The sequence below is a fragment of the Sphaerisporangium sp. NPDC005289 genome (assembly GCF_040607455.1).
Classification (GTDB): Bacteria; Actinomycetota; Actinomycetes; order Streptosporangiales; family Streptosporangiaceae; genus Sphaerisporangium; species Sphaerisporangium rhizosphaerae.
In genome coordinates this window covers 194,434-216,545 of the sequence record NZ_JBEXGS010000015.1, presented here as the reverse complement: position 1 = coordinate 216,545, position 22,112 = coordinate 194,434, and the positions used below count along the sequence as shown (strand labels likewise).

At 72.2% G+C, this 22,112-nt stretch carries 15 protein-coding genes; 10 read left to right on the top strand and 5 right to left on the bottom strand.

What is annotated here, in order from left to right; translation table 11 throughout:
* The first annotated feature begins 24 nt into the window (after positions 1 to 24).
* Both ABZT47_RS25665 and ABZT47_RS25660 read left to right on the top strand, forming a co-directional pair.
* Complete coding sequence (locus ABZT47_RS25665) at positions 25 to 930, top strand: GNAT family N-acetyltransferase (RefSeq protein ID WP_354846960.1); 906 nt, start codon at positions 25 to 27, stop codon at positions 928 to 930.
* A 271-nt stretch (positions 931 to 1,201) separates the two neighbouring features.
* Positions 1,202 to 2,269 carry a nuclear transport factor 2 family protein gene (locus ABZT47_RS25660; protein ID WP_354846997.1) on the top strand — a complete coding sequence of 356 codons (1,068 nt, stop codon included), beginning with the start codon at positions 1,202 to 1,204 and terminating at the stop codon, positions 2,267 to 2,269.
* A gap of 39 nt (positions 2,270 to 2,308) precedes the next feature.
* Here the strand turns inward: ABZT47_RS25660 and ABZT47_RS25655 are convergent, their stop codons facing one another.
* The 4 genes from ABZT47_RS25655 to ABZT47_RS25640 all read right to left on the bottom strand — a co-directional run bounded on the left by ABZT47_RS25655 (position 2,309) and on the right by ABZT47_RS25640 (position 9,514).
* Positions 2,309 to 3,775, bottom strand: coding sequence for a HAMP domain-containing sensor histidine kinase (locus ABZT47_RS25655; protein ID WP_354846957.1), 1,467 nt, complete (start codon positions 3,773 to 3,775; stop codon positions 2,309 to 2,311).
* A gap of 342 nt (positions 3,776 to 4,117) precedes the next feature.
* Complete coding sequence (locus ABZT47_RS25650; RefSeq protein WP_354846954.1) at positions 4,118 to 5,479, bottom strand: HAMP domain-containing sensor histidine kinase; 1,362 nt, start codon at positions 5,477 to 5,479, stop codon at positions 4,118 to 4,120.
* Positions 5,480 to 6,063: 584 nt separating this feature from the next.
* Entirely contained in the window at positions 6,064 to 7,935 is a 1,872-nt protein-coding gene (locus ABZT47_RS25645; protein WP_354846951.1) for an FAD-dependent oxidoreductase, read from the bottom strand.
* A gap of 190 nt (positions 7,936 to 8,125) precedes the next feature.
* Complete coding sequence (locus ABZT47_RS25640; RefSeq protein ID WP_354846948.1) at positions 8,126 to 9,514, bottom strand: tannase/feruloyl esterase family alpha/beta hydrolase; 1,389 nt, start codon at positions 9,512 to 9,514, stop codon at positions 8,126 to 8,128.
* A gap of 471 nt (positions 9,515 to 9,985) precedes the next feature.
* Here ABZT47_RS25640 and ABZT47_RS25635 point away from each other — a divergent pair, with 471 nt between their 5' ends.
* From ABZT47_RS25635 to ABZT47_RS25605, 7 genes are all read left to right on the top strand, one after another.
* Positions 9,986 to 10,777: an ABC transporter ATP-binding protein gene (locus tag ABZT47_RS25635; RefSeq protein WP_354846945.1), complete on the top strand. Its 792-nt coding sequence runs from the start codon at positions 9,986 to 9,988 to the stop codon at positions 10,775 to 10,777.
* Entirely contained in the window at positions 10,764 to 11,480 is a 717-nt protein-coding gene (locus ABZT47_RS25630; protein ID WP_354846942.1) for an ABC transporter ATP-binding protein, read from the top strand. The genes ABZT47_RS25635 and ABZT47_RS25630 overlap by 14 nt, the downstream gene beginning before the upstream one ends.
* A gap of 71 nt (positions 11,481 to 11,551) precedes the next feature.
* Entirely contained in the window at positions 11,552 to 12,796 is a 1,245-nt protein-coding gene (locus tag ABZT47_RS25625; protein WP_354846939.1) for an ABC transporter substrate-binding protein, read from the top strand.
* Positions 12,797 to 12,862: 66 nt separating this feature from the next.
* Positions 12,863 to 13,726: a branched-chain amino acid ABC transporter permease gene (locus ABZT47_RS25620; protein ID WP_354846936.1), complete on the top strand. Its 864-nt coding sequence runs from the start codon at positions 12,863 to 12,865 to the stop codon at positions 13,724 to 13,726.
* A complete protein-coding gene (locus tag ABZT47_RS25615) occupies positions 13,723 to 14,739 on the top strand; it encodes a branched-chain amino acid ABC transporter permease (protein ID WP_354846933.1) in 1,017 nt (338 codons plus the stop codon). The genes ABZT47_RS25620 and ABZT47_RS25615 overlap by 4 nt, the downstream gene beginning before the upstream one ends.
* Positions 14,740 to 14,799: 60 nt before the next feature.
* Positions 14,800 to 15,585 carry a 3-hydroxybutyrate dehydrogenase gene (locus tag ABZT47_RS25610; RefSeq protein WP_354846930.1) on the top strand — a complete coding sequence of 262 codons (786 nt, stop codon included), beginning with the start codon at positions 14,800 to 14,802 and terminating at the stop codon, positions 15,583 to 15,585.
* Positions 15,586 to 15,673: 88 nt separating this feature from the next.
* A complete protein-coding gene (locus ABZT47_RS25605) occupies positions 15,674 to 17,581 on the top strand; it encodes a helix-turn-helix domain-containing protein (RefSeq protein ID WP_354846928.1) in 1,908 nt (635 codons plus the stop codon).
* Positions 17,582 to 17,597: 16 nt separating this feature from the next.
* Here the strand turns inward: ABZT47_RS25605 and ABZT47_RS25600 are convergent, their stop codons facing one another.
* The gene (locus ABZT47_RS25600) at positions 17,598 to 20,678 is read right to left on the bottom strand and encodes a BTAD domain-containing putative transcriptional regulator (protein WP_354846925.1); all 3,081 of its coding nucleotides are present in this window, start codon (positions 20,676 to 20,678) and stop codon (positions 17,598 to 17,600) included.
* A gap of 1,086 nt (positions 20,679 to 21,764) precedes the next feature.
* Here ABZT47_RS25600 and ABZT47_RS25595 point away from each other — a divergent pair.
* Complete coding sequence (locus ABZT47_RS25595; protein ID WP_354846923.1) at positions 21,765 to 22,100, top strand: hydroxyisourate hydrolase; 336 nt, start codon at positions 21,765 to 21,767, stop codon at positions 22,098 to 22,100.
* Positions 22,101 to 22,112 lie beyond the last annotated feature (12 nt).

The window sequence follows — 22,112 nt, the reverse complement described above, 5'->3', positions numbered from 1 at the left end:
TCACCGGCGCTCTAAGGTAGGCGGGTGGTGGCGAATAGCGGCAGGTGGGGCGCGGTGATGGGCGGATCGGTGGTGCGGGTCGCGACGGACGCGGACATGCCGGGCGTGCGGGAGGTGGCCGCGCATTACGAACTGCTGGACGACTGGGCGGACATGCCGGACTTCCTGGACGCCGAGCGGGAGTTCGGGGCGCTGGTCGTCGGCGAGGCCGACGGACGGGTCGTGGGCTTCGGCGGGATCCTCCGGCGGGCCCGGGTCTCCCATCTGGGTGACCTGTTCGTCCTGCCGGAGCACCAGTCGTCGGGCATCGGCCGGGAGATCCTCGCCCTGCTGCTGCCGCCGGGCACGCCCGGGGTCACCTTCGCCTCCGACGACGGCCGGGCCCTGGCCCTGTACGTCAGACAGGGCATGCGCCCGGTCTGCCCGCTGCTCTACCTCACCTTCACCCCCGGCTCCGCTCGCCCCGACGCGCCCGAAACGCCCCGGGCATCGGCGCCGGACGGGCGGCCCGTTCGCCGGGCGGCCCGCGCGCGGGGGGACCGGCCGGACGTGCGGGAGGCCGCGATGCTGGACGCCGGGCTCGCGGGCGGCGACCGGGCCGGGTCACTGTCCTGGTACGCGGGCCTGCCCGGGGTCACCGTCCACACCACAGGCACGGGGTACGCCTTCGCCCGGGTGACCGAGGGCGGCGACCTGGAGATGGGCCCGGCGGGCGGGGAGACCCCGGAGGACTGCGCCAAGGCGCTGTCCGCGGCCGTCGCCGCGCACCCGGGCGTCGACGAGGTCCAGGTGGCCGTGCCCGGGGCGCACCCGATCCTGCCCCGGCTGGTGCGGGCCGGCTGGCGGATCGACGACATGGACACCCTCATGGCCACCGACCCGTCCGCGATCCGCCTCGACCGCTACCTCCCCCACCCCGACCTGGGCTGACGGTTCGAGCACGCGCGTCGGGTGTCCGCGGAGAAGGCCTGCCCATCTCGCGGCCGATGTGCCGGCACGCGCCGCGGGCGCCGGACGGGAGTGACGCACGTCACGTTCTGCGGGCGTCCCGGCGTGCCGAGCCTGCTCGTCGGTCAGGTGTGACAGCCACCGCGGCACAGGGCTCACCGTTGACATCGCCGATGACATCGCTGAGCCGGGGTGCTGGTGAGTACCGCTGTCCACACCCTGCGACTCGACGAAGAGGAAACCCGTGAACAACATGCAGGCCATCGCCGACCGCGTCGACATCGAGGCGCTACGCGGCGAGTTCACCGACGCGGCGATGATGGGGGACCACGACCGCTTGGTGTCGCTGTTCACCGACGACGCCGTGTACCGGATCCCTGACGCGGGGATCGAGCACGTCGGCCGGGAGCAGATCCGCGCCGGGACAGGGCGGATGGGGCAGGCGTGGGAGTACTTCGTGCAGACCACGCACCCGGGCGCGGTCGAATTCGACGGCGACACCGCGTCCGGCCGCGCCTACATCTTCGAGCTCGGGCGCCTGCGCGACGGCGGTTCGATTCTCAACTACGCCCTGTTTCACGACCGCTACCAGCGCACTCCGGGCGGTTGGAAGTTCGCCGAACGCGTCTTCGAGGTGAGGTACTTCGACACCACTCCGCTCCCGGGCTCACCCGACGTGCCACAGACGGTCGCCGGCCCGCCGGCCGGGGACGGGTCCTTCACCGAACCGGCATCCGCGGAGCGCCTGGAGCGGGCGGCCGCCGCGCTGAGGGCCAACCGTTTCGCCGTCGAGATCCTCGACGACGCCGCCGCCGCGCGTACCCGCGTCCAAGAGCTGATCCCCGCGGGCGCCGGCGTGTTCACCGCGGCCAGCGAGACCCTGCGCCTGTCCGGCATCGACGACGACATCAACGCCGGCGGGCGATATCAGGGCTTCAGGCCGCGCCTGCTGAGCATGGATCGCGTCACCGAGGCCGACGACATCCGCCGGCTGCTCGCCAGCCCTGACGTCGTCGTGGGCAGTGTCGCCGCGGTCACCGAGACCGGCTCCCTCGTGATCCCCTCCGCGAGTGGCAGCCAGCTGCCCGCCTACGCGGGCGGCGCCGCCCACGCGATCTGGATCGTCGGCGCGCAGAAGATCGTGCCCGACCTGAGCACGGCACTCCGCCGCGTGGAGGAGCACGCCCTCCCGCTGGAGACCGTCCGAGCCCAGCAGGCCTATGGGCAGCCCAGCGCCGTCAACCGCCTGCTCATCCTCAACGCCGAACCTCACCCCGGGCGCGGCACCGTCCTGCTGCTGCGCGAGGCCATCGGATTCTGAGACACCGGGAGTCGCCGATGGCCGGGTCCCTCACCTCCGTCAGTGGGCGGAGAAGGCGGCCAGGCTCATCGTGGTCCCCGAGGGGGCCGGGGCGTCGGAGGGGCGGGGGTGGAGGGGGAGGCGGACGGTGAAGCGGGCGCCTCCGGCGTCGCCGGTGTCCACGCCGATGGTGCCGCCATGCGCGCGCACGATGTCGCGGACGATCGCCAGGCCGAGGCCGGTTCCGCCCCGGTCGCGGCAGCGGGAGGCGTCCAGCCGGGTGAACCGCTCGAAGATGCGTTCCCGGTCGGCCTCGGCGATGCCGTCGCCGTCGTCGGAGACCACCAGCTCGGCGTGGCGGTCGTCGTGGCGCACCTCCACCATCACCGCGCTCCTGGCGTGCCGCTGGGCGTTGTCCAGCAGGTTGGTGAGGATGCGGGTGATCTGGGTGTCGACGCCCTGGACGATGGTCGCCCTGGCCAGCCGCAGCCGGACGGGGAGCCGGTCGGCGCGGCGGGAGACCTCCATGCGGACGGTCTCCGACAGGTCGACCTCGCCCATCGCCGGCGGCGTCCCGCCGATCTTGGCCAGCAGCAGCAGGTCGGCCATGATGGCCTGCAGCCGGTCGACGTCGCCCAGCGTGCGGTCCAGCAGGGCGTCCAGGTCGGTGTCCTGGGGATGCATCTTGGCCTCCTCCAGCTGGGCGCGCAGGCCGGCGACCGGGGTGCGCAGCTCGTGGGAGGCGTCGGAGGCGAACTGCCGCTGGGCGGAAAGGGCCTGTTCCATGCGCCCCTTGGCGTTCTCCAGGCGTTCCAGCGTGCTGTTGACCGTGCGGGCCAGGCGGGAGATCTCGTCGTCGCCCGCCGGCTCGGGGACGCGGCTGCTCAGGTCGTTGACGTTGGTGGCGGCCAGCTCGGCGCGGATGGCCTCGACCGGCCGCAGCGTCCGGCCGGTGATCTTCCACGCGGCCCAGATGGCGATGGAGATGAGCACCCCGACCTGCACCGCGAACAGCGCGTCGAACACGCCCGTCGCGATGACGGTGCGGACGGGGCCGCCGGCGTAGACGACGGTGGAATCGTCGTCGGCGCTGACCCGCACCGCCGACAGGCGGACGCATCCCAGGCGGGTGTTCGCGCAGGTCTGCACGTCGCGCTGGGGGTCGTCGGCCGTCGGCCGCAGGGTGGACAGGGGCGGCAGGCCGCGCGCGTCGGGGGAGGAGGCCAGGACCCGCCCGTCGGCGGCGACGACCTGGACCACGTTGACGCCCGGCACGCTGCTGGTGACCACCGGGTCGTGCAGCCGTCCGGCCCGGTCGGCGGCGGCCATCAGGCCGGCGGCGCGGCGCGCGTCCAGCCAGCCGGCGTTGGCCAGCTCCTGACGCGCGACCATTCCGGCCAGCACGCCGGAGGGGACGAGCAGCAGCATCGACAGCAGGGCGACCAGTGCGGTGACCTGCCCGCGTATCGACCGGGGGCGCCACGGCCGAGGGACGCGGCGCCCGGGGGGCCGGAAGGACGATCTCATGGGACGCGACTCCTCCTCGCGGTGACCGGCGGCGCCGGTCACTAGGGGCGATGGGGGGATGCGCCCGATCGGGCGGAAGTTCCGGGGCGGGACACCGGAGGGGGTACGGCGTGGTGCCGTAGCTGTGCGGCGGCCCGGGGAACGGACGGCGGTGATGCCCGCACGGCCCGTCGGATGTCTCCTCGGGCTACAGCCAACATAGCAGAAGCCCCAAAAGGGTGCAAACCAGACAAAAGGCTAGGGGTGTGATGTCACGTGCCGGTCAAGCGCACCCCCCCGTCACACCCGGGCGCGGAGGCCGCACCCGCTCTGAGCCTCCGGGCCGGCGGGATCGCGCGTTCCTCACACTCTGCTGCCCGGCAGGGAAGGGGCGTGCGCGTTGTGCCGGGACAACGGCAGGCGGACGACGAACCGCGCGCCGCCCTGCGGGGAGGCGTCCACCGTGATCGTGCCGCCATGGGTCCGCGCCAGGTCGCGCGCGATGGCCAGGCCGAGTCCGGTGCCTCCCTTGTCCCGGCTGCGCGCGGCGTCCAGCCGGGTGAACCGCTGGAAGATCCGCTCGCGGTCCTCGACCGCGACGCCATCGCCGTCGTCGTCGACGATCAGCTCGGCGGCGTCATCCGTTCGGCGGACCGTCACGGTCACGGTCCCCCTGGCGTGCCGCGCGGCGTTGTCCATCAGGTTGCCAAGGACGCGGCCGATATGGGTGCGCACGGCCTCGACCCTCACGCCGGGGACCAGCTCCAGGCGCACCTGGTGCGGGTCGGAGCGTCGCGCGACCTCCGAGCGGACGACGTCGGCCAGGTCGAGACCGGTCCCTGGTTGCGAGGGACCCGCGCCCACCCTCTCCAGCAGCAGCAGGTCGGCGATGATCGCCTGCAGCCGGTCGACGTCCCGCAGGGAGTGGTTCAGCAGCTCCTTGAGGTCGGTGTCCTCGGGATGCAGCTGGGCCTCCTCCAGTTGCGCGCGCAGGCCCGCGACCGGGGTGCGCAGCTCGTGCGAGGCGTCCGCCGCGAAGCGCCTCTGATGGTCCAGCGTCCGTTGCATCCCGTCCTTGGCGTGCTCCAGCCGCGACAGCGTGCCGTTGATGGTGTGGGCGAGCCGGGCGACCTCGTCGTAGCCGGGAGGCTCGGGGACGCGGGTGCTCAGATCGTTGACGTTGATCGCGGCCAGCTCGGCCCGGATGGCCTCCACCGGCCGCAGCGTCCGGCCGGTCACCTTCCATGCCATGGTGATGGCGAGCAGGATCAGCGCGACGCCCTGGATGACGAAGATCCAGTCGATGACGCCGGTGATGCTCTCCGTCGGCGCGGGGCTGCCCGCGTACACGACGTGGGAGTCGGGGGCGGCGGAGACCCGCCGCGCCGAGAGGTTGACGCAGCCGAGGCGCGCCTGCGCGCAGGTGTGCACGTCCTGCTGCGGCTCCTGCGGCGTCGGCCACACCCGGGTCAGCGCCGGCAGCCCGCGCGCCATGGACGAGGCGGCGATCACCCGGTGCCCGGGGGCGACCACCTGGACCAGCGTCACCCCCGGCACGTGCCGGCCGATGGGTCCGGTGACCTGGCCGAGGCGATCGGCGGCGGCCACGATCGCCGACTCCCGCCGTGCGGCCGTCCAGGTGTCACCGCCCACGGACTGATGTGCAACCATGCCGGCCAGCAGCCCCGAAGGTATGAGCAGGAGGGCGGCGAGGAGGGCGACCAAAGCGGTGATCCGCCCGCGAATGGAGCGCGGGCGGATCAGCGCGCGCGTGCGAATGCGCCATGCGGTTCGCGGATGCGGATCACCGGGTGACTCTTTCATCCTGCTCTCCACGGGTTCAGCTGCGGCGGGTCTGCCCCGGGCATGCAAGAGACGGAAAGCGCTTTCCATAGTAGTTGGCGTTCGGTTGCCCGAAGTTCGCGGGTGGCCGGTCGCGTGGGGCGGCCGGACGGGACGGGAGGGACGGAGGTGCTGCTCAGAGAACTGCATCGGGAATCTCGCCCTCCTCCAGCCGGGCCGGGCCTGTCCGTGCCGCACCCGTCATGTTCATTACGGGCGGCATAATCGTTGGTTATCTGGAAAGACTCAAGTTATCACGTTATGGGCGATTTACAAGGCCGGTTAGCCCGTTTTGGCCAATGTCGCCGTGTTGTAAGGATGCGCATAACGATATAGCGGACTTCGCTTCACCTTCGCGTGGTATTTCCTTTGCCATTCCCGCGATAGGCAGTAGGACGGTCAACGCCGCCGGCGGCCCACCCGCGGAGCCTGGAACGGGCGCACGGGTGGGCCGCCGGTGACGGGCGTCAGCCGTTGACCTCCAGCGCGGCGCGGACGGCGGACTCCAGCGAGCCCTCGATCCAGGCGTGCTTGAGCGAGGTGTGCTCCCCGGCGAAGTGCAGCGGACCCTCGGGCACCGCGATCGCGGGGTGGATCTCGGTCATCTGGCCGGGCAGGAAGACGGCCGCCTCGCCGAACGCGTACCGGTTGCGCAGCCAGCTCTGGGTCTGGCCGTGCCCGGTGTAGAACTCGGCGACGCGGTCGCCGTGCACCTCCTGCAGGCCCCGCAGCGCGTACCCGTACCGCTCGCGGTCGTCCATGGAGTCCCACCGGGAGGCGTCGTCGGCCCACACGTAGCTGGCCAGCACCACGCCGCCCTCGCTGCCCGGCACCCGGTGGGAGGGGTAGTAGGTGAACCGGTTGGCGTTGTCGGCCACCGAGCCGCCGCCGGTCACGTGGGTCACCGGACCCGGGCGGTAGCGCGCGCCGAGCTCGCGCTTCCAGTCCTCCTCCTCGAACTCCCACCAACGCTTGCGGAACTCCAGCAGCACCTTGGTCGCCGAGTCGTAGTGCAGCTCGATGATCGCGCGGCGCTTGGGGTACGACAGCGCCGGGGCGATCTCGACGTGCCGCAGCGCAGGGAAGGGGATAGTGATGATCGCCACGTCCGCCTGGAAGGTCTCGGCCCTGGCCTGCGGCGCCGAGGAGGACTCGTCGCTGCCCTTCTCGGTGACCGTCTCGACGCGCACGCCGCCGCCGGAGGTGGAGATGCGCACGGCCCGGCGGTCCATGCGGATCTCCTGCCGCAGATCGGCCTGCAGCCGGTAGGGCAGCAGGCGGCTGCCGCCCGCCATCTCCCAGTAGGTGGCCGACGGGTTGACCAGGCTCCTGGTCAGGAAGGTGTGCATGAACGCCAGCGGCAGCCGCGAGGTGAGGTTCTCCACGGTGCCGATGGCGTCGATCGCCGCCTCGCTCAGGTGGGCCCGCTCGGTGAGGAAGCGGCGCATCGAGTAGCCGTCGAACTCGTGCAGCACCCGCGCCCAGCCCTTGATCAGCTCAGGGAGCGGCTTGTCGGCCCGCTTGCCGCCACGGACCACCGAGAAGTGGTCGCGCACCGGGTCCAGCGCCTGGTCGAGGATGTCGGCGGTGGTCCTGCGGTCCTTCAGGCCGAACGAGGCGTTGATCCTGCGCGGGTCGGCGGCGTACTCGTCGCGGCGCTGGAGGATGCCGTTGACGTGGATCCAGGTGTGGTTGAGCCGCCGGGGCGGGACGAACTCGCCCCTGCCGGGCCCCGAGCGCCACACCCGGCCGCGGCGCGAGGTGTAGACGACGGGCGGGACCGGGCCGCTCGGGGCCGAGCCCGGGCGCACGTCCACGTTGTAGAAGGGCCGGCGCGGGATGCCCAGCTTGTCGATCAGCGCGAGCGTGAGCGGGTGGAAGTCCGGGACGCGCATGGCGCCCGCCTCGGCGTACTGGGCGGGGTCGGCGAAGCCGGTCTGGAAGGTCTTGATGCGGCCGCCGACGCGGTTGCCGTTGGCCTCGATGACCGTGACCTGGTGGCCGGCCCGCTTCAGCAGCGTGGCGGCCACCAGGCCGGAGATGCCCGCCCCGATGATCAGGACCTTCTTCGGCCTGCGGGCCCTGGGCAGGCCGGTGTCGATGAGGACCCGAAGGTAGGAGAGCTTGAGGTCCGAGCCGTCCTCGCCGACGAGCAGCAGGTCGCGCGCCACGTCGAGGCAGGTGCGCCAGCTCGGCGCGGCGGGGCCGCGGGCCGGGGCCGCGGGAAGGACGGGGGTGGCGGAGGCGGCGGCGGGCGCGGCGGGGGCGGCGCCCACGAGGGACCCGGCGGCGCCGAGTCCGGCCAGCCGCCCGAACCCGCGGCGGTCGATGGTTGTCATCCGATTGTGCTCCCTGACTGAGACCGGAAACCGGGGGGTGATGAAATGACCACGGAGAGTTTCCGGTGGGGGAGCGCGCCGGCCGGCGCGGCGCGCCACGCCGGCCGATCTGGCGTCCCAACCGATCGGCGGACGGCGCCCGTTTCAGCCGCGTTCGCGGTGAAGTGCGGCGCCGCCGCCGACGCGGGCGTCAGCCCGTGAGGGAACAGGAGTTGGCGAGGTCTCCGGTGGCCGGGCGCGGGATGGTCGCGTCGGCGGGCGGCGCCTCGCCGCGGGTCGTCCAGCCCTCCAGAGCCTCGAAGGCGTCACGGAAGCAGGGCAGGAGCGGCCGCAGCAGCCCCGGCTGGGCGTCGTACAGACCGTCGACGTGGTTGCCGCCCTCGATGCGGTAGTAGCGGTGCAGCCGGTCGCGGCCACGCGCCCTGATCAGTTCGTCATAGACGTCGGAGTCTTCGGTGATCGGCAGCAGGGTGTCCAGCGTGCCGTGCAGGGTGATGAGCGGCCGGCCGATGCGGCCGGTCAGCGCGATGCGCCCGACCGCCCGGTGCACGGCGCTGGGCCGGGAGGCGTAGTCGTAGTCGGCGTCGCAGGCCGGCGTCCCCGGCGCGCAGAACGGCGTGCCGGCCTCGGCCGCCCCGTCGTAGGACGGGTCGAGTTCCTCGCGGTAGATGCGCTGGGTGAGGTCCCAGTACACCTTGGCGTGGTAGTCCCACAGCGGCTCGGAGCCGGGTGCGAAGCCCGCCGCGATGATCGCGTCGTGCGCGGCGGCGTCGCCGGTGGCGGCGTACTTCGGGTACTCGCGCAGGGCCGGCGGCAGGAAGTCCAGCAGGTTCGGGCCCTGCTCGCGCCACAGGGTGCCCTCCCAGTCCACGCCCCCGGTGTAGAGCTCGGGGTGGTTCTCCAGCTGCCAGCGCACCAGGTAGCCGCCGTTGCTGATGCCGGCGGCGTAGGTGCGCCGCGGCGCGCGGCCGTACCGCTGGGCGACCACGGCCTTGGCGGCGCGGGTGAGCTGGGTGACCCGCGTGTTCCACTCCACCAGCGCGTCGCCGGGCCTGACGCCGTCCTGGTAGAAGGTCGCGCCGCTGTTGCCCTTGTCGGTCGCCGCGTAGGCGTAGCCGCGCGCCAGCACCCAGTCGGAGATGGCGTAGTCGTTGGCGTACTGGCGGCGCACGCCGGGGGTGCCGGCGACGACCAGCCCGCCGTTCCAGTGCTCGGGCAGCCGGATGACGAACTGGCTGTCGTGGTTCCACCCGTGGGCGGTGTTGAAGGTGGAGGAGTCGGGGAAGTAGCCGTCGATCTGCGCGCCGGGCACGCCGGTGGGGTTCTTGGCGCCGGCCGAGGTGAGCCCGGCGAAGTCGGCGGCGACCGAGTGGCCGGAGGCGACGGTGGCGGCCGTGGTCAGGTCGGTGAGGCAGGCGGAGATCTGCTTCTCGGCCCCGGGCACCGTGATCCGGTTCAGTCCCGGGCAGGGGGCGGCGGCCGCCGCGGCCGCGGGCACCGGCCCGAGCAGTGCCGCGCCGGCCAGGAGGGCCGCGGCCAGGCCCGGTGGCCGGCCCGGGCGTCGTCGGAAGGATCGCATGGGGGGCTCCTCACATAGGCGGCGATACCGGCGACACTCGGGTGACATCGGGGGGCATCGCGGGTGACGACGCGGGTGACATCGGGCCCGAGCGTGTCCGCCATGGTGCTCATCGGCTGTGGGCCGGGCCACGTCCGCCGTCCCCACAATCGCCCGGCCGATCATGTCGGGCGCCCCCATGGGACCCCCGCCCGGCGCCGTGCCGGACCGCCATCCGGGGTGCCGCGCCCTCCGTCCGGGGGAGCCCGGCGTACGTGGCGGCCCCACACATGCGCGCACCGGGCGGGGTGGCGTGCCCCCTGACCTGCGGGACATGTGACGCGAACCCGTCTTCGCGGCGGAGATTGTGTGCCGGCGCCACATGGAACGGCCCCGCCGGCTCACTTAGTGTTCCGCGTCACAACGACTTCGTCCGTTAACCGCCAGGTTATCCGCGGGTAACACCGCGCACCGGCCGGGACGGGGGCGGCGATGCCGGATCGAGACGACGAGGAGGAAGGCCAGATGGACGGTCCCGTCCTGCGGGCGCAGGGCCTGGCCAAGGAGTTCCGGGGCTTCCGCGCCGTCGACGGGGTGGACCTGGACGTCGCCGAGGGCAGCGTCCACGCGCTGGTCGGGCCGAACGGGGCCGGCAAGACCACGCTGTTCAACCTGCTGACCGGCTTCCTCAAGCCCACCGCCGGGCGCATCATGCTCGGCGACCGCGACCTGACCGGCCGGCGGCCCGAGCAGGTGGCCCGCCTCGGCGTCGCCCGGTCCTTCCAGATCACCAGCCTGTTCCCGCAGATGACCCCGCGCGAGCACCTGGAGCTGGCCCTGGCCGGCGCCACCGGGCTCACCTGGCGCTTCTGGCGCACCGAGCGGCTGCTGGACCGGTACGCCGATCGGGCCGCCGAGCTGCTCTCCGAGGTCGGCCTGAGCGCGCACGCCGGCACCCCGGCCGGCACCCTCGCCTACGGCCACAAGCGGGCGCTGGAGCTCGCCCTCGCCCTCGCGCTGGACCCCCGCGTGCTACTGCTGGACGAGCCGACCGCCGGCATGGGCGTCGAGGACATCGACCGCACCGTGGAACTGGTCAGGAAGGTGCGGGCCGGGCGCACCGTCGTGATGGTCGAGCACAACATGAGCGTTGTGTCCAGCCTGGCCGACCGGGTGACCGTCCTGCAGAGCGGCCGCGTGCTCGTCGAGGGCCCCTACGCCGAGATCCGCCACGACCCACGGGTCATCAGCGCCTACCTGGGAGACCCCCATGCCGAGGACTGACACCGCCCCCCTGCTGGCCGTCGGCGGCCTGTCGGCCTGGTACGGCGAGGCTCAGGTGCTGCGGGAGGTGTCCCTGCAGGTAGGGCAGGGCGAGATCGTCACGCTCGTCGGCCGCAACGGCGCCGGCAAGACCACGCTGCTGCGCTGCCTGATGGGCCTGCAGGGCCGCTACTCGGGCAGCGTCTCGTTCCTCGGCCGGGAGATCACCCGGCTGCCCGCGCACCGCCGGGCCCGGCAGGGCCTGGGCTACGTCCCCGACGACCGGGGGGTGTACTCGACGCTCACCGTCGAGGAGAACCTCACGCTGCCGCCCCGCGTCGGCCCCGACCCCTGGCCGCTGTCGCGGGTCTACGAGACCTTCCCTCGCCTCGCCGAGCGGCGCGCGTTCCCCGGCACCAAGCTGTCGGGCGGCGAGCAGCAGATGCTCGCCCTGGCGCGGGTGCTGCGGATGGGGGCGCGGCTGCTGCTGTGCGACGAGCCCACCGAGGGACTGTCGCCGCTGATCGTCCAGCAGATCGGCGACATCCTGCGCGAGGTCAAGCGGCAGGGCACGACCGTGCTGCTGATCGAGCAGAACGTCCACTTCGCCCTGACGGTCGCCGACCGCCACTACCTGCTCGCCGAGGGGCGGGTCGTCGAGTCGCTGGACAACGACGAGATGCGCGCCCGCGAGCACGAGCTGCTCGACCACCTCGGCATCTGACCCGGGCCCGCCGCCCGGCATCCGCACCCCCCGGAGTTCCACGCCCCGGAAAAGATCGCAAGGAGAGACATATGAAAGCTCTGGGCCGAGCCGCCGCCCTGGTGGCGGCGGGAGCCACGCTCGCCGGCTGCGCAGGCGGACCGGGCGGCGGGGGGAGCGGGGACAAGATCAGCGACGGCAAGGTCGTGCTCGCCGTGCTGAACGACCAGTCGGCGGTCTACGCCGACCTGTCGGGCAAGAGCAGCGTCACGGCCGTGCAGATGGCCGTCGAGGACTACAAGGCCAAGTACGGCGACAAGGCCGTCGTGAAGGACGTCGAGGTGGTGTCCGCCGACCACCAGAACAAGCCGGAGGTGGCCAACTCCAAGGCGCAGGAGCTCTACGACCGCCAGAAGGCCGACGTCATCCTGGACGTGCCCTCCTCGGCGGCGGCGCTCGCCGTCGCGGGCGTCGCCAAGAGCAAGAAGAAGATCTACATGAACATCGGCGCCGCCACCACCGAGCTGGAGGGCGCCCAGTGCAACAAGTACACCTTCCACTATGGGTACAACACCTACATGCTGGCCCACGGCACCGGCGACACCGTGACCAAGGACGGCTCGAAGAACTGGTACATCGTCTACCCCGACTACGCCTTCGGGCAGGACATGCAGAAGAACTTCACCGCCGCCGTCACCGGGGCCGGGGGCAAGGTCATCCAGAGCGACCCCGCGCCGTTCCCCAACGACAACTTCTCCACCTTCCTGCTCAAGGCCCCGGGGCTGGACCCCAAGCCGCAGGTGCTCGGCGCCATGCAGGCCGGCGGTGACCTGGTCAACCTGGTCAAGCAGTACAACGAGTACAAGCTGCGCGACAAGGGCGTCGGGCTCGCCGTCGGGCTGATGTTCATCACCGACATCCACTCCCTCGGCCCGGACGCGCTGGCCGGCACCAAGTTCACCGACGCCTGGTACTGGAACGCCACGCCGGACAACCGCGCCTGGGCCGACAAGTTCCAGGCCAAGGCGAACAAGCGGCCGAGTTTCCCCAACGCCGCCAACTACTCGGCCGCCACCCAGTACCTGGAGGCCGTGCAGCGGGCCGGCACCGACGGCCCCGACGCGGTGGTCAAGCAGCTCGAGGGCTACAAGTTCGAGGACGCCTTCGCCAAGAACGCCACCATCCGCGCCCAGGACCATCTGCTGCTGCACGACGTCTCGCTGGCGCAGGTCAAGCCGGCCGGCGAGGTCAAGGAGCCCTGGGACTACGAGAAGGTGCTCAGCACCATCCCGGCCGACCAGGCGTTCCAGCCGGTCAGCCCCGCCTGCAAGCTCTGATCCCCGGCGGGCGCGCCGGCACCCGCGGCCCGCGCGCCCGTCCTTCCCGTCCCCCTGGAGGTCACCGTGCTCCAACAGGCGTTCAACGGCCTGGTGGGTGGCGCCTTCTACGCCCTGCTCGCCCTGGGCCTGGCCGTCATCTTCGGCATGCTGGGCGTCGTCAACTTCGCCCACGGTGCCTTCTACATGCTCGGCGCGTTCGGGTCGTACGTGCTGCTGGACTCCTTCGGCGTTAACTTCTGGGTCGCGCTGGTGGCGGTCCCGGTCGTGCTCGGGCTCGCCGGCACGCTGCTGGAGCGGCTGTTCATCCGCAGGCTCGCCCCGCTGGACCCGCTGTACAACTTCCTGTTCACCTTCGGTCTGGCGCTCGTCCTGCAGGATCTGGTCAAGCGGGAGTACGGCGTGCAGTCGCAGCCCTACCCGCGCCCCGCGCTGCTGTCGGGCACCGTGGACCTCGGGCTGTTCACCTACCCGGCCTACCAGGTGTTCGTGCTGGCCGTCTCCCTGGTCGTCTGCGCGGCGGTCTGGGTGGTGCTGACCCGCACCCGCGTCGGCATGATCGTGCGGGCGTCGACCGAACGGCCCGAGCTCACCCGGGCGCTCGGCATCGACGTGGGCCGCTGGGTGACGCCGGTGTTCGGGTTCGGCATCGGGCTGGCCGGCTTCGCCGGGGTGCTGGCCGCGCCGATGCGCGCGGTCAACCCGCTGATGGGCGCCGACCTGATCATCACGGTCTTCGCGGTCGTGGTCATCGGCGGCCTCGGCTCGATCTTCGGCTCGGTGGCGGCGGGGTTCGCCATCGGGCTGGTCTCGGCGCTGGGCAACCTCTATGTGCCCGCGCTGTCGCAGACGCTGGTGTTCATCCTGATGGCGGCCGTGCTGCTGTGGCGCCCGGCCGGCCTGTTCGGACGCGAGGAGTCGCCGTCGTGATCCTTTCCCGGCTCGCCGCCCGGCCCCTCCTGCTCGCCGCCGGGCTGCTGCTGGCCCTGGCGCTGCCCTGGATGGTCTATCCGCCGGTCGCGCTCGACATCGCCTGCTGGGCGCTGTTCGCGGCGGCGCTGGACCTGCTGCTCGGCTTCACCGGGCTGCTGTCGTTCGGGCACGCCGCCTTCTGGGGCGGCGCCGCCTACATCGCCGGCATCATCGCCCTGCGCACCGGGCTGCCCTTCCCGGTGGCCGTGCTCGGCGGCGCGGCGTTCGCCGCCGTGCTGGCCCTGCCCATCGGCTACCTGTCGGTGCGCCTGCGCGGCATCTACTTCGCGATGGTCACCCTGGCGTTCGCGCAGATGGTGTACTTCGTGGTCAACCAGTGGCGCGACCTGACCGGCGGCGAGAACGGCCTGCAGGGCGTGCCGCGCGAGCTGTTCGGCCTGGACCTGTCGGACTCGTTCGTCTTCTACTACGCGGGCCTGCCGCTGGTGCTGGCCGGGTTCGTCGTGGTGTGGCGCATCGTGCGCTCGCCGTTCGGGCGGGTGCTCGCCTCGATCAGGGACAACCCCGCGCGGGCGCAGGCGCTCGGTTACCCGGTGGACCGCTACCGGCTGCTGGCGTTCGTGCTGTCGGCCGCGCTGTCCGGGCTGGCCGGCGGGCTGTTCGCGATCGGCCACGGCTTCGCCTCCCTGGAGAGCGTGTACTGGACCACCTCCGGCCAGGTCGTGATGATGGTCGTCCTCGGCGGCATCGGCACGCTGTGGGGCGGGGTGCTCGGCGCGGCCCTGGTGGTCGAGCTGAACGACTACCTGGTCACCTCCGGGTTCGAGGGCATCGGCATCGTCACCGGCACCATCTTCGTGATCATCGTCCTGGTCTTCCGGCGCGGCATCTGGGGCACGGCCCGCGACCTGCTTCGCTCCCGCGCGGGCGGCGGGCGCGCCGAGCCACCGTCCGGCGAGGCGCCCGATGGCTCGCCCGCCCGGCCGGAGGGCGTCGGCTCGCCGGTCTGACGGCACCGGCCCGGTCGCAGGCCGCTCACCGCATCCCCCGTACTTCTAGGAGCATTCGCTGTGGTTTCAACGAGCGTGACCGCCGGGCAGGTAGCCGAGGTGGACCTGACGGGCCGGCGTGCCCTGGTGACCGGCGGGGCCAGCGGCATCGGGCGGGCCTGCGCCCGGCGACTGGCGGACGCGGGAGCGGAGGTCCTCATCCTGGACGTCCGCGAGCGGGAGGCGCGCGAGGCCGCCGGGGAGATCGGCGGGATGGCGCTGGGCGCCGACCTGACCGACATGGCGGCGGTGGACGCGCTCGACTGCGGCGCGGTGGACATCCTGGTCAACAACGCGGGCTTCCAGCACGTCGCGCCGATCCCCGAGTTCCCGCCGGAGATCTTCGCCGCCATTCTCAAGATCATGGTGGAGGCGCCGTTCCGGCTGGTCAGGCGGGTCCTGCCCGATATGTACGAGCGAGGCTGGGGGCGGGTGGTGAACATCTCCTCGGTGCACGGGCTGCGCGCCTCGCCGTACAAGGTCGCCTACGTCACCGCCAAGCACGCCCTGGAGGGGATGTCCAAGGTGATCGCGCTGGAGGGCGCCGAGCACGGCGTGACCTCCAACTGCGTGAACCCGGCCTACGTGCGGACCCCGCTGGTGGAGGAGCAGATCGCCGACCAGGCGCGCGTCCACGGCCTGCCGCCCGAGGAGGTCGTCGAGCAGATCATGCTGGCCCCGGCGGCCATCAGGCGGCTGATCGAGCCGGACGAGGTCGCCGAGGCCGTCGCCTACCTGTGCTCGCCGCAGGCGTCCATGATCACCGGTGCCTCCCTGACCATCGACGGCGGGTGGACGGCGCACTGAGGGGGGTCATCCGGGGCCGCGCCGGCGTGGCCGCGGCCCGAGCCGACGCATCGGGGGAAATATTGTGATCAAGGGGACAATGAACCCCATGAGCTGCACCGTCTTTCTCGACCTGCTCGCCCGCGAGGCCCCGCCGGTGGAGTTCGAGGCCCCGCTGGTCGAGGCGCGGGCCGCCGGCGCCGCCCCCGAGGTGCTGGCCGAGCTGGACCGGGCCAAACTGGCCGCGCTGCGCGTGCGCGCGCTGCTGGAGCACCGCGCCCGCCGCGAGGCCGAGCTGTCGGCGCTGTTCGAGACGGCGGGCGACCTGGCGGGGCTGCGCGACGTCGGCGCCGTCCTGGAGGCCATCGTCCGCCGCGCCCGCCGGCTGCTGCACGCCGACATCTCCTACATGACCCTGCACGACCCCGACCACGGCGACACCTACATGCGGGTCACCGACGGATCGGTCTCGGCGGCCTTCCGGGCGCTGCGCCTGCCCATGGGCGCCGGTCTCGGCGGCCTGGTCGCCCAGACCGGCACCCCGTACGCCAGCGCCGACTACTTCTCCGACGAGCGCTTCCGCCACCGCACCCACATCGACGCCGCCGTCAAGGAGGAGGCGCTGGTCGCCATCCTCGGCGTCCCCATGCGGCTCGGCGCGCAGATCATCGGCGTGCTGTTCGCCGCCAACCGCAGCGCCCGCCCCTTCGCTCAGGAGGAGGTGGCGCTGCTGGCCTCGCTGGCCGCCCACGCCGCCGTCGCCCTGGACAACGCCCGCCTGCTGGAGGAGACCCGCACGGCGCTCGGCGAGCTGAGCTCCGCCAACCGGCTCCTGCAGGCGCACAGCGCCTCGGTCGAGCGCGCCGCGCAGGCCCACGACCGCATGACCGGCCTGGTCGTGCGCGGCGGTGGGGTGGAGGACGTCGCCGCGGTGGTCACCGACATCCTCGGCGGCGCCATCGTGGTGGTGGACGCCGACGGGCGGCGGCTGGCCGAAGTGGGGTCGGCCGGCGACCTGGACGAGGCCGAGGTGGCGGCGGCCGCCGCCGCCTCCCGCCGGCTCGGCCGCACCGTCCAGCGCGGCGAGCTGTGGGTGGCCTCGGTCGCCTCCGGGGCCGAGAACCTCGGCACGCTCGCACTGCGCACCCCTGACGAGGTCTCCGGCGCCGACCAGCGGATCCTCGAACGCGCCGCCCTGGTCACCGCCCTGCTCCTGCTGTTCCGCCGCACCGCGGCGGCGGCCGAGGGCCGGGTGCGCGGCGAGCTGCTGGACGACCTGCTCACCGGACGGGCCGTCCACTCCGACGCCCTGCACGGCCGGGCGCGGCTGCTGGGCGTCGACCTGGACGCCCCGCACATCCTCGTCGTCGCCCGCCACCGCGCCGAGGAGCCGCTCTCCGCCCAGCGCACGGCCTTCTGGGCCGCCTCCGACGCTTCCTCGCGCCATGGGCTCGTGGCCGCCAGGGGAGAGGAGACCATCCTGCTGCTGCCCGGCACCGAACCGGCCGCGGCGGCCCGCCGGGTGGCCAGAGAACTCGGCGCTTCGCTCGGCACCCCCGTCACCGCCGGCGCGGCGGGCCCGGTCCACGGCCCGGCCGCCGTCGCCGAGGCTTACCGCGAGGCCCGGCGCTGCGCCGAGGCCCTGCTCGCCCTCGGACGCGAAGGCGAGGGCGCCGGCAGCGACGAGCTGGGCTTCGTCGGCCTGCTGATCGGCCGCGACCGCGACGTCGGCGGGTTCCTCCACAGCGCCATCGGGCCGGTGCTGGCCTACGACCTGCGCCGCGGCACCGCGCTGGTGCGGACCCTGGAGACCTACTTCGGCACCGGGTCCAGCCTGTCGCGCACCGCCGAGCGGCTGCACATCCACGTCAACACCGTCACCCAGCGCCTGGACCGGGTGGGCCGGCTGCTCGGCGACGGCTGGCAGTCTCCCGAACGCGCCCTGGAGATCCAGCTCGCCCTGCGCCTCAACCGCCTGCGCCCCCTGGCCGCCCGCCCCGGCGACCCCACCGGCTGAGCCGCCGGGGGCGGTTTCAGCGGCCCTCGCCGAGGCGCTGGCCGAGCTGGCCGCGCATCTGCTCGGCCACGGGGGCGTCCATCTTGTCGGTCAGCGTGAGGGCCTGGTTCAGCGAGTCCTGCGAGGCCTCCAGGTCGCCGGCGGCCTGCTGGGCGTCGCTCAGCCTGATCAGCGTGCGCGCTTCCTGCAGGGGCATGTGCATCTGGCGGAACAGCGACAGCGCCTGCTCCAGGTAGATGACCGCCTGGGTGGCGTCGTCGCGGGTCATGGCCAGCTCGCCCAGCCCGAGCTGCACCCGCGCCTCGACCAGGTGCTCGCTGGAGGTGCTGGCCAGCATCAGCGCACGGGTCAGGGCGCTCTCGCACTCCACCAGCTCCCCGCGCCGCATGCGCGCGATGCCGAGCCCGTGCAGGGCGTAGGCCTCGCCGGTGGGGTCGCCGATGTTGCGCACCGCCGTCAGGGCCTCCTCGAACACGTCCACCGCGAGCGCCGCTTGGTCGGCCTGCAGGTAGGTGTGGCCGATGCGGTGCAGCACCTGCGCCTCCACCCGCCTGCTGCCGCTGCTGCGGCTCAGCTCCAGCGCCTCGGCCAGCAGGCGCTGCGCGCCGGGCAGGTCGTCGAACTCCAGCCGGAGCTGGGCCAGGTTGTGCAGCACGTACGCCGAGGCCACCTGGTCGCCGTTGCCGCGGAAGATCTCAAGGGCCCGCCGGTAGTGCGCCTCGGCCTCGGCGAAGCGGCCGCTCAGCCGGTCCAGGAAGCCGATGTTCCTGATGACCAGGGCCGTCCCCTGGCCGTCGCCGACCTCCTCGAACAGCTGGACCGCCGCCTCGAAGTCGCAGCGGGCGTCGCCGAAGCGCTGCTCGGTGATGTAGAGGGACCCGCGGGAGTACAGCATGGCCGCCTGCCCGCACCTGTCGTCGGCCTGCCGGGTGGCCGCCAGCGCTATCTGGTGGGTCTCGCGCCAGTCGTCGAGGTACACGCGGGACTCGAACAACGTCACCGAGCTGATCGCCAGGTCCCAGCACAGGTCCACCAGCCCCGCCTGGGCCGCCTGGCGGATGCCCGACACCAGCATGGAGCGCTCGCGCTCGTACCACTGCAGGGGGGAGGCGACGAGCTGCCCGACCAGCTTGTCGGGCAGCGGCCAGCGCGGGGCGTGGCTGTGGATCTGCACGTAGTCGCCGCCGTACTCGCGGCGGTGGGCCGCCTCGGCCAGGAACAGCAGGCCGCCGAGGACGCGTTCGAGCGCCGCGTTGCGGTCGGCCGCGGTCTCCTCGGCCGCCAGGCGCTCGCGCGCGAACACCCGGATCAGGTCGTGCAGGCGGTACTGGCTGTGCACGCCGTACCCGACGCCGGTGGTCTCGATGAGCTGGGCGTCGGCCAGGTCGTCCAGCAGGTCCTGCGCGATGGGCAGCGGCCGGTCGAGCAGGGCGGCGCTCACCCAGGCCGAGAAGATCTGGGAGTCCAGGATCGTCAGCCGCCGGAACAGCCGGCGCGCGTCCTCCCCGACGCTGTCGTAGGTCAGCGAGATGCTCGCCCGGATGCCCATCTCGCCGTGCTTGAGCTCGTCCAGCCGGCGGGTCTCGTCCTCCAGGCGGCTGACCAGCTGCTCGATGCTCCAGTGCGGGCGGGCCGACAGCCGGGCGCCGGCGATGCGCAGCGCCAGCGGCAGATGGCCGCACAGCTCGGCCAGCGCCTCGGCGGCCTCGATCTCCGACTGCACCCGCTCGATGCCCGCGATGCGGGAGAGCAGGTTGACCGACTGGTCGGAGTCGAAGATCTCCACGTCGATGTGGCTCGCACCCGCCAGGCCGGCCAGGCGGCTCCGGCTCGTCATGAGCACCGCGGAGGAAGGGGTGCCCGGCAGCAGTGGCAGCACCTGGCTCTCGCTGCCGGCGTTGTCGAGCACGATGAGCATCTTGCGGTCGGCCAGCAGCGCGCGGTACATCTCGGCCCGCTCCTCCAGGCCGTCGGGGATGCCGGTGCCGGCGACGCCGAGCACGCGCAGGAAGCGCTCGAGCACCTGCATGGGGCTGGTGGGACGCGAGCCGCCGCCGTGCAGGTCGGCGAACAGCGTGCCGTGCGGGAAGCGCTCTCCGATGGCGTGGGAGGCATGCACGGCGATGGTGGTCTTGCCCACGCCGGGCTTGCCGACGATCACGATGATCGGGACCGCGAAGCGCGTGCGGTCCTCCGAGGCCAGCATCAGGCGCTGGCGGATGTCCTCGATCTGCTTGGTGCGGCCGGTGAAGTCGGCGATGTCGGTCGGCAGCATCCCCGGGACGTTGGGCATCGTCGTCCCGGTCGGCGCCTGCACCTCGATCCTCTCCGCGGGGGGCGGGGCCGGGGCGGCCAGGCTCTCGTCGGAGGTGAGGATCGCGTGCTCGAGCTGCTGGAGGCGCTCGTTGGGCTCGATGCCCAGCTCTTCGATCATGGTGCGGCGGGCGTTGCGGTAGACCTGCAACGCCTCGGCTTGGCGGCCCGAACGGTACAGCGCGGTCATCAGCAGGCCGCGCAGCCGCTCGCGCAGGGGGTACTCCTCGGTCAGCTCGCTCAGCTCGCCCACCAGTTCGTGGTGGCGGCCGAGGTCGAGTTCGAGCTGGATGCAGTCCTCGTTGGCGGTGATGCGGCTTTCGGTCAGCCTGCTGGCCGCCGACTGCACGAGCCTGCTCTCGATGCCGTCCAGAGCCGGCCCGCGCCACAGCGACAGGGCCTCGCGGTAGTGCCGGATGGCCTCGTTGAGGTTGCGGGCCTCGCGGGCGCGGCGGGCGCGCTGGACCAGGCTCTCGTAGCACTGGGCGTCGACCTGGTCGGCGGCGACGCGGATGGAGTAGCCCAGGGACTGGGTGGTGATGATGTCGGGACTTCCGTTGGCGGCGAACAGCCGGCGCAGGGCGGAGACGCAGATCTGGACCTGGGCGCGGGAGGTGTTGGGCGGCTCGTCGCCGTAGATCGCCTCCATGAGGCGGCCGATGGTGACCACCCGGTTGGCGTCGAGGAGCAACACGGCGAGCACGATCTGCTGCCGGATGCCGCCAAGGTCGAGCCGGCGATCCGCGGCGACCGCCTCAAGCGCCCCAAGAATCCCGAATTGCACTGCATCTCCTCGCAATAAGACTCGCGGCCCATCCGGAAGTGTTCGATCACCCTCCGATGCGAGAGATACGACAAACGCGTGGCGCCAGGAGATCCGCTCTCGTCGTGAACATCGCCTCTTAGTTTATGACCATTGCCCGGCATCTACTGTCGGGTGCGAGCTGGTTACTTATGGCAATGTCACTTATGTCTGGATCGTACAACTATACGAGGTTCGGATCTATAGAGAGTCGACGGATACTTCTCGCACTGACGGTGTTCATTCGCGTGTGCAACGGGATCGCGGGGGGCAGGCGGCGATCTGTTTGGTGATTTGTCCCGTTGTGGGGGATTTGTGTCAAGGGTGTGCCGGAGGTCCACTGGGGGGCGTGTCCGGATGTGGACGTCTGATTCATGTCGCCGGCGTGCAAGCGGGGACGGGACGGTCAGCCCCAGGGGGTGTTGCCGCCGGCGGCCGCGCGGTGGACGGTCGCTCCGTGTGAGCGGCCTCGCGTCCCCGCGGCGGCGTCCCGTCCGCCGATGGCGAGGGATGAGAGGGGGAACCGTGCCACTCGGCCACTGCTCTGAGCGCTCATTTCCTGGCCTCTTCCCGTGTCGGTGGTGCGGGTCGTCCATCAGCCGTTCGCTGGGAACACCGTCAACGTAGAAACCGCCACCATTCGGTCCTTATCGGATCGCTTCTCCGCGGCCATCGGGGCAGCTCAGGGGTGTGCCCGCCCCCTATTTATGCGTTTTCCTGTTATCGCCGGACAAATCGCCCGGAAGAATGCCCGCCGAGCCGGGTGAAAAGCGGTCTGAGCTGCCCGGACGTTCTCGCGGAGCGCGCCGGAGGCGGCGACGGATAGAACATGGAAAGCGAATCGATAGTGGCGTTGGGCATTCTTGCCCCCAGGCCGGGATCGGCCGGCGCCCAGGGCGTCCGTCCGTCCCCGTCGTACGCGCGTCTGGCCAGGGACGGTGGTCCTGACGAAAGACGCTCCAGGCTCACGTGCGTGCTCGCAGTGAGGAGCGCCGCTCCGCGGCCCGCGACCGCGATGGTGCTGGAGGCTGTCCGTTGCGGCGGGCACGGCAGATAGGTGTGCTGGACATGAGTGTTACCGCGCAGGCGCTGGACGGCGTCTACGGCCGGTCGGCCGCGGGCGTACGCGCACGTCTGGAACGCGACGGCCTCGGCGGGTGGCACGACCTCGCCGACGCCGAGACCGACAGCGAGGGCCGCATCAGCGAGTGGCGCGACAAGAAGCTCGAGCGCGGCCTTTATCGCATCGTCTTCGACAGCGACTACTACTTCGTCGGCCTGGGTGTCAGCGCGGCGTACCCGGAAATAATCGTGACATTTCGAATGCAGGACGAGACGGACGCCTACCAGATCCAGGTGATGCTGTCCCCGTATTCGTATTCCACGCATTTCCGGATCGCGTGAGCGACGGTATTC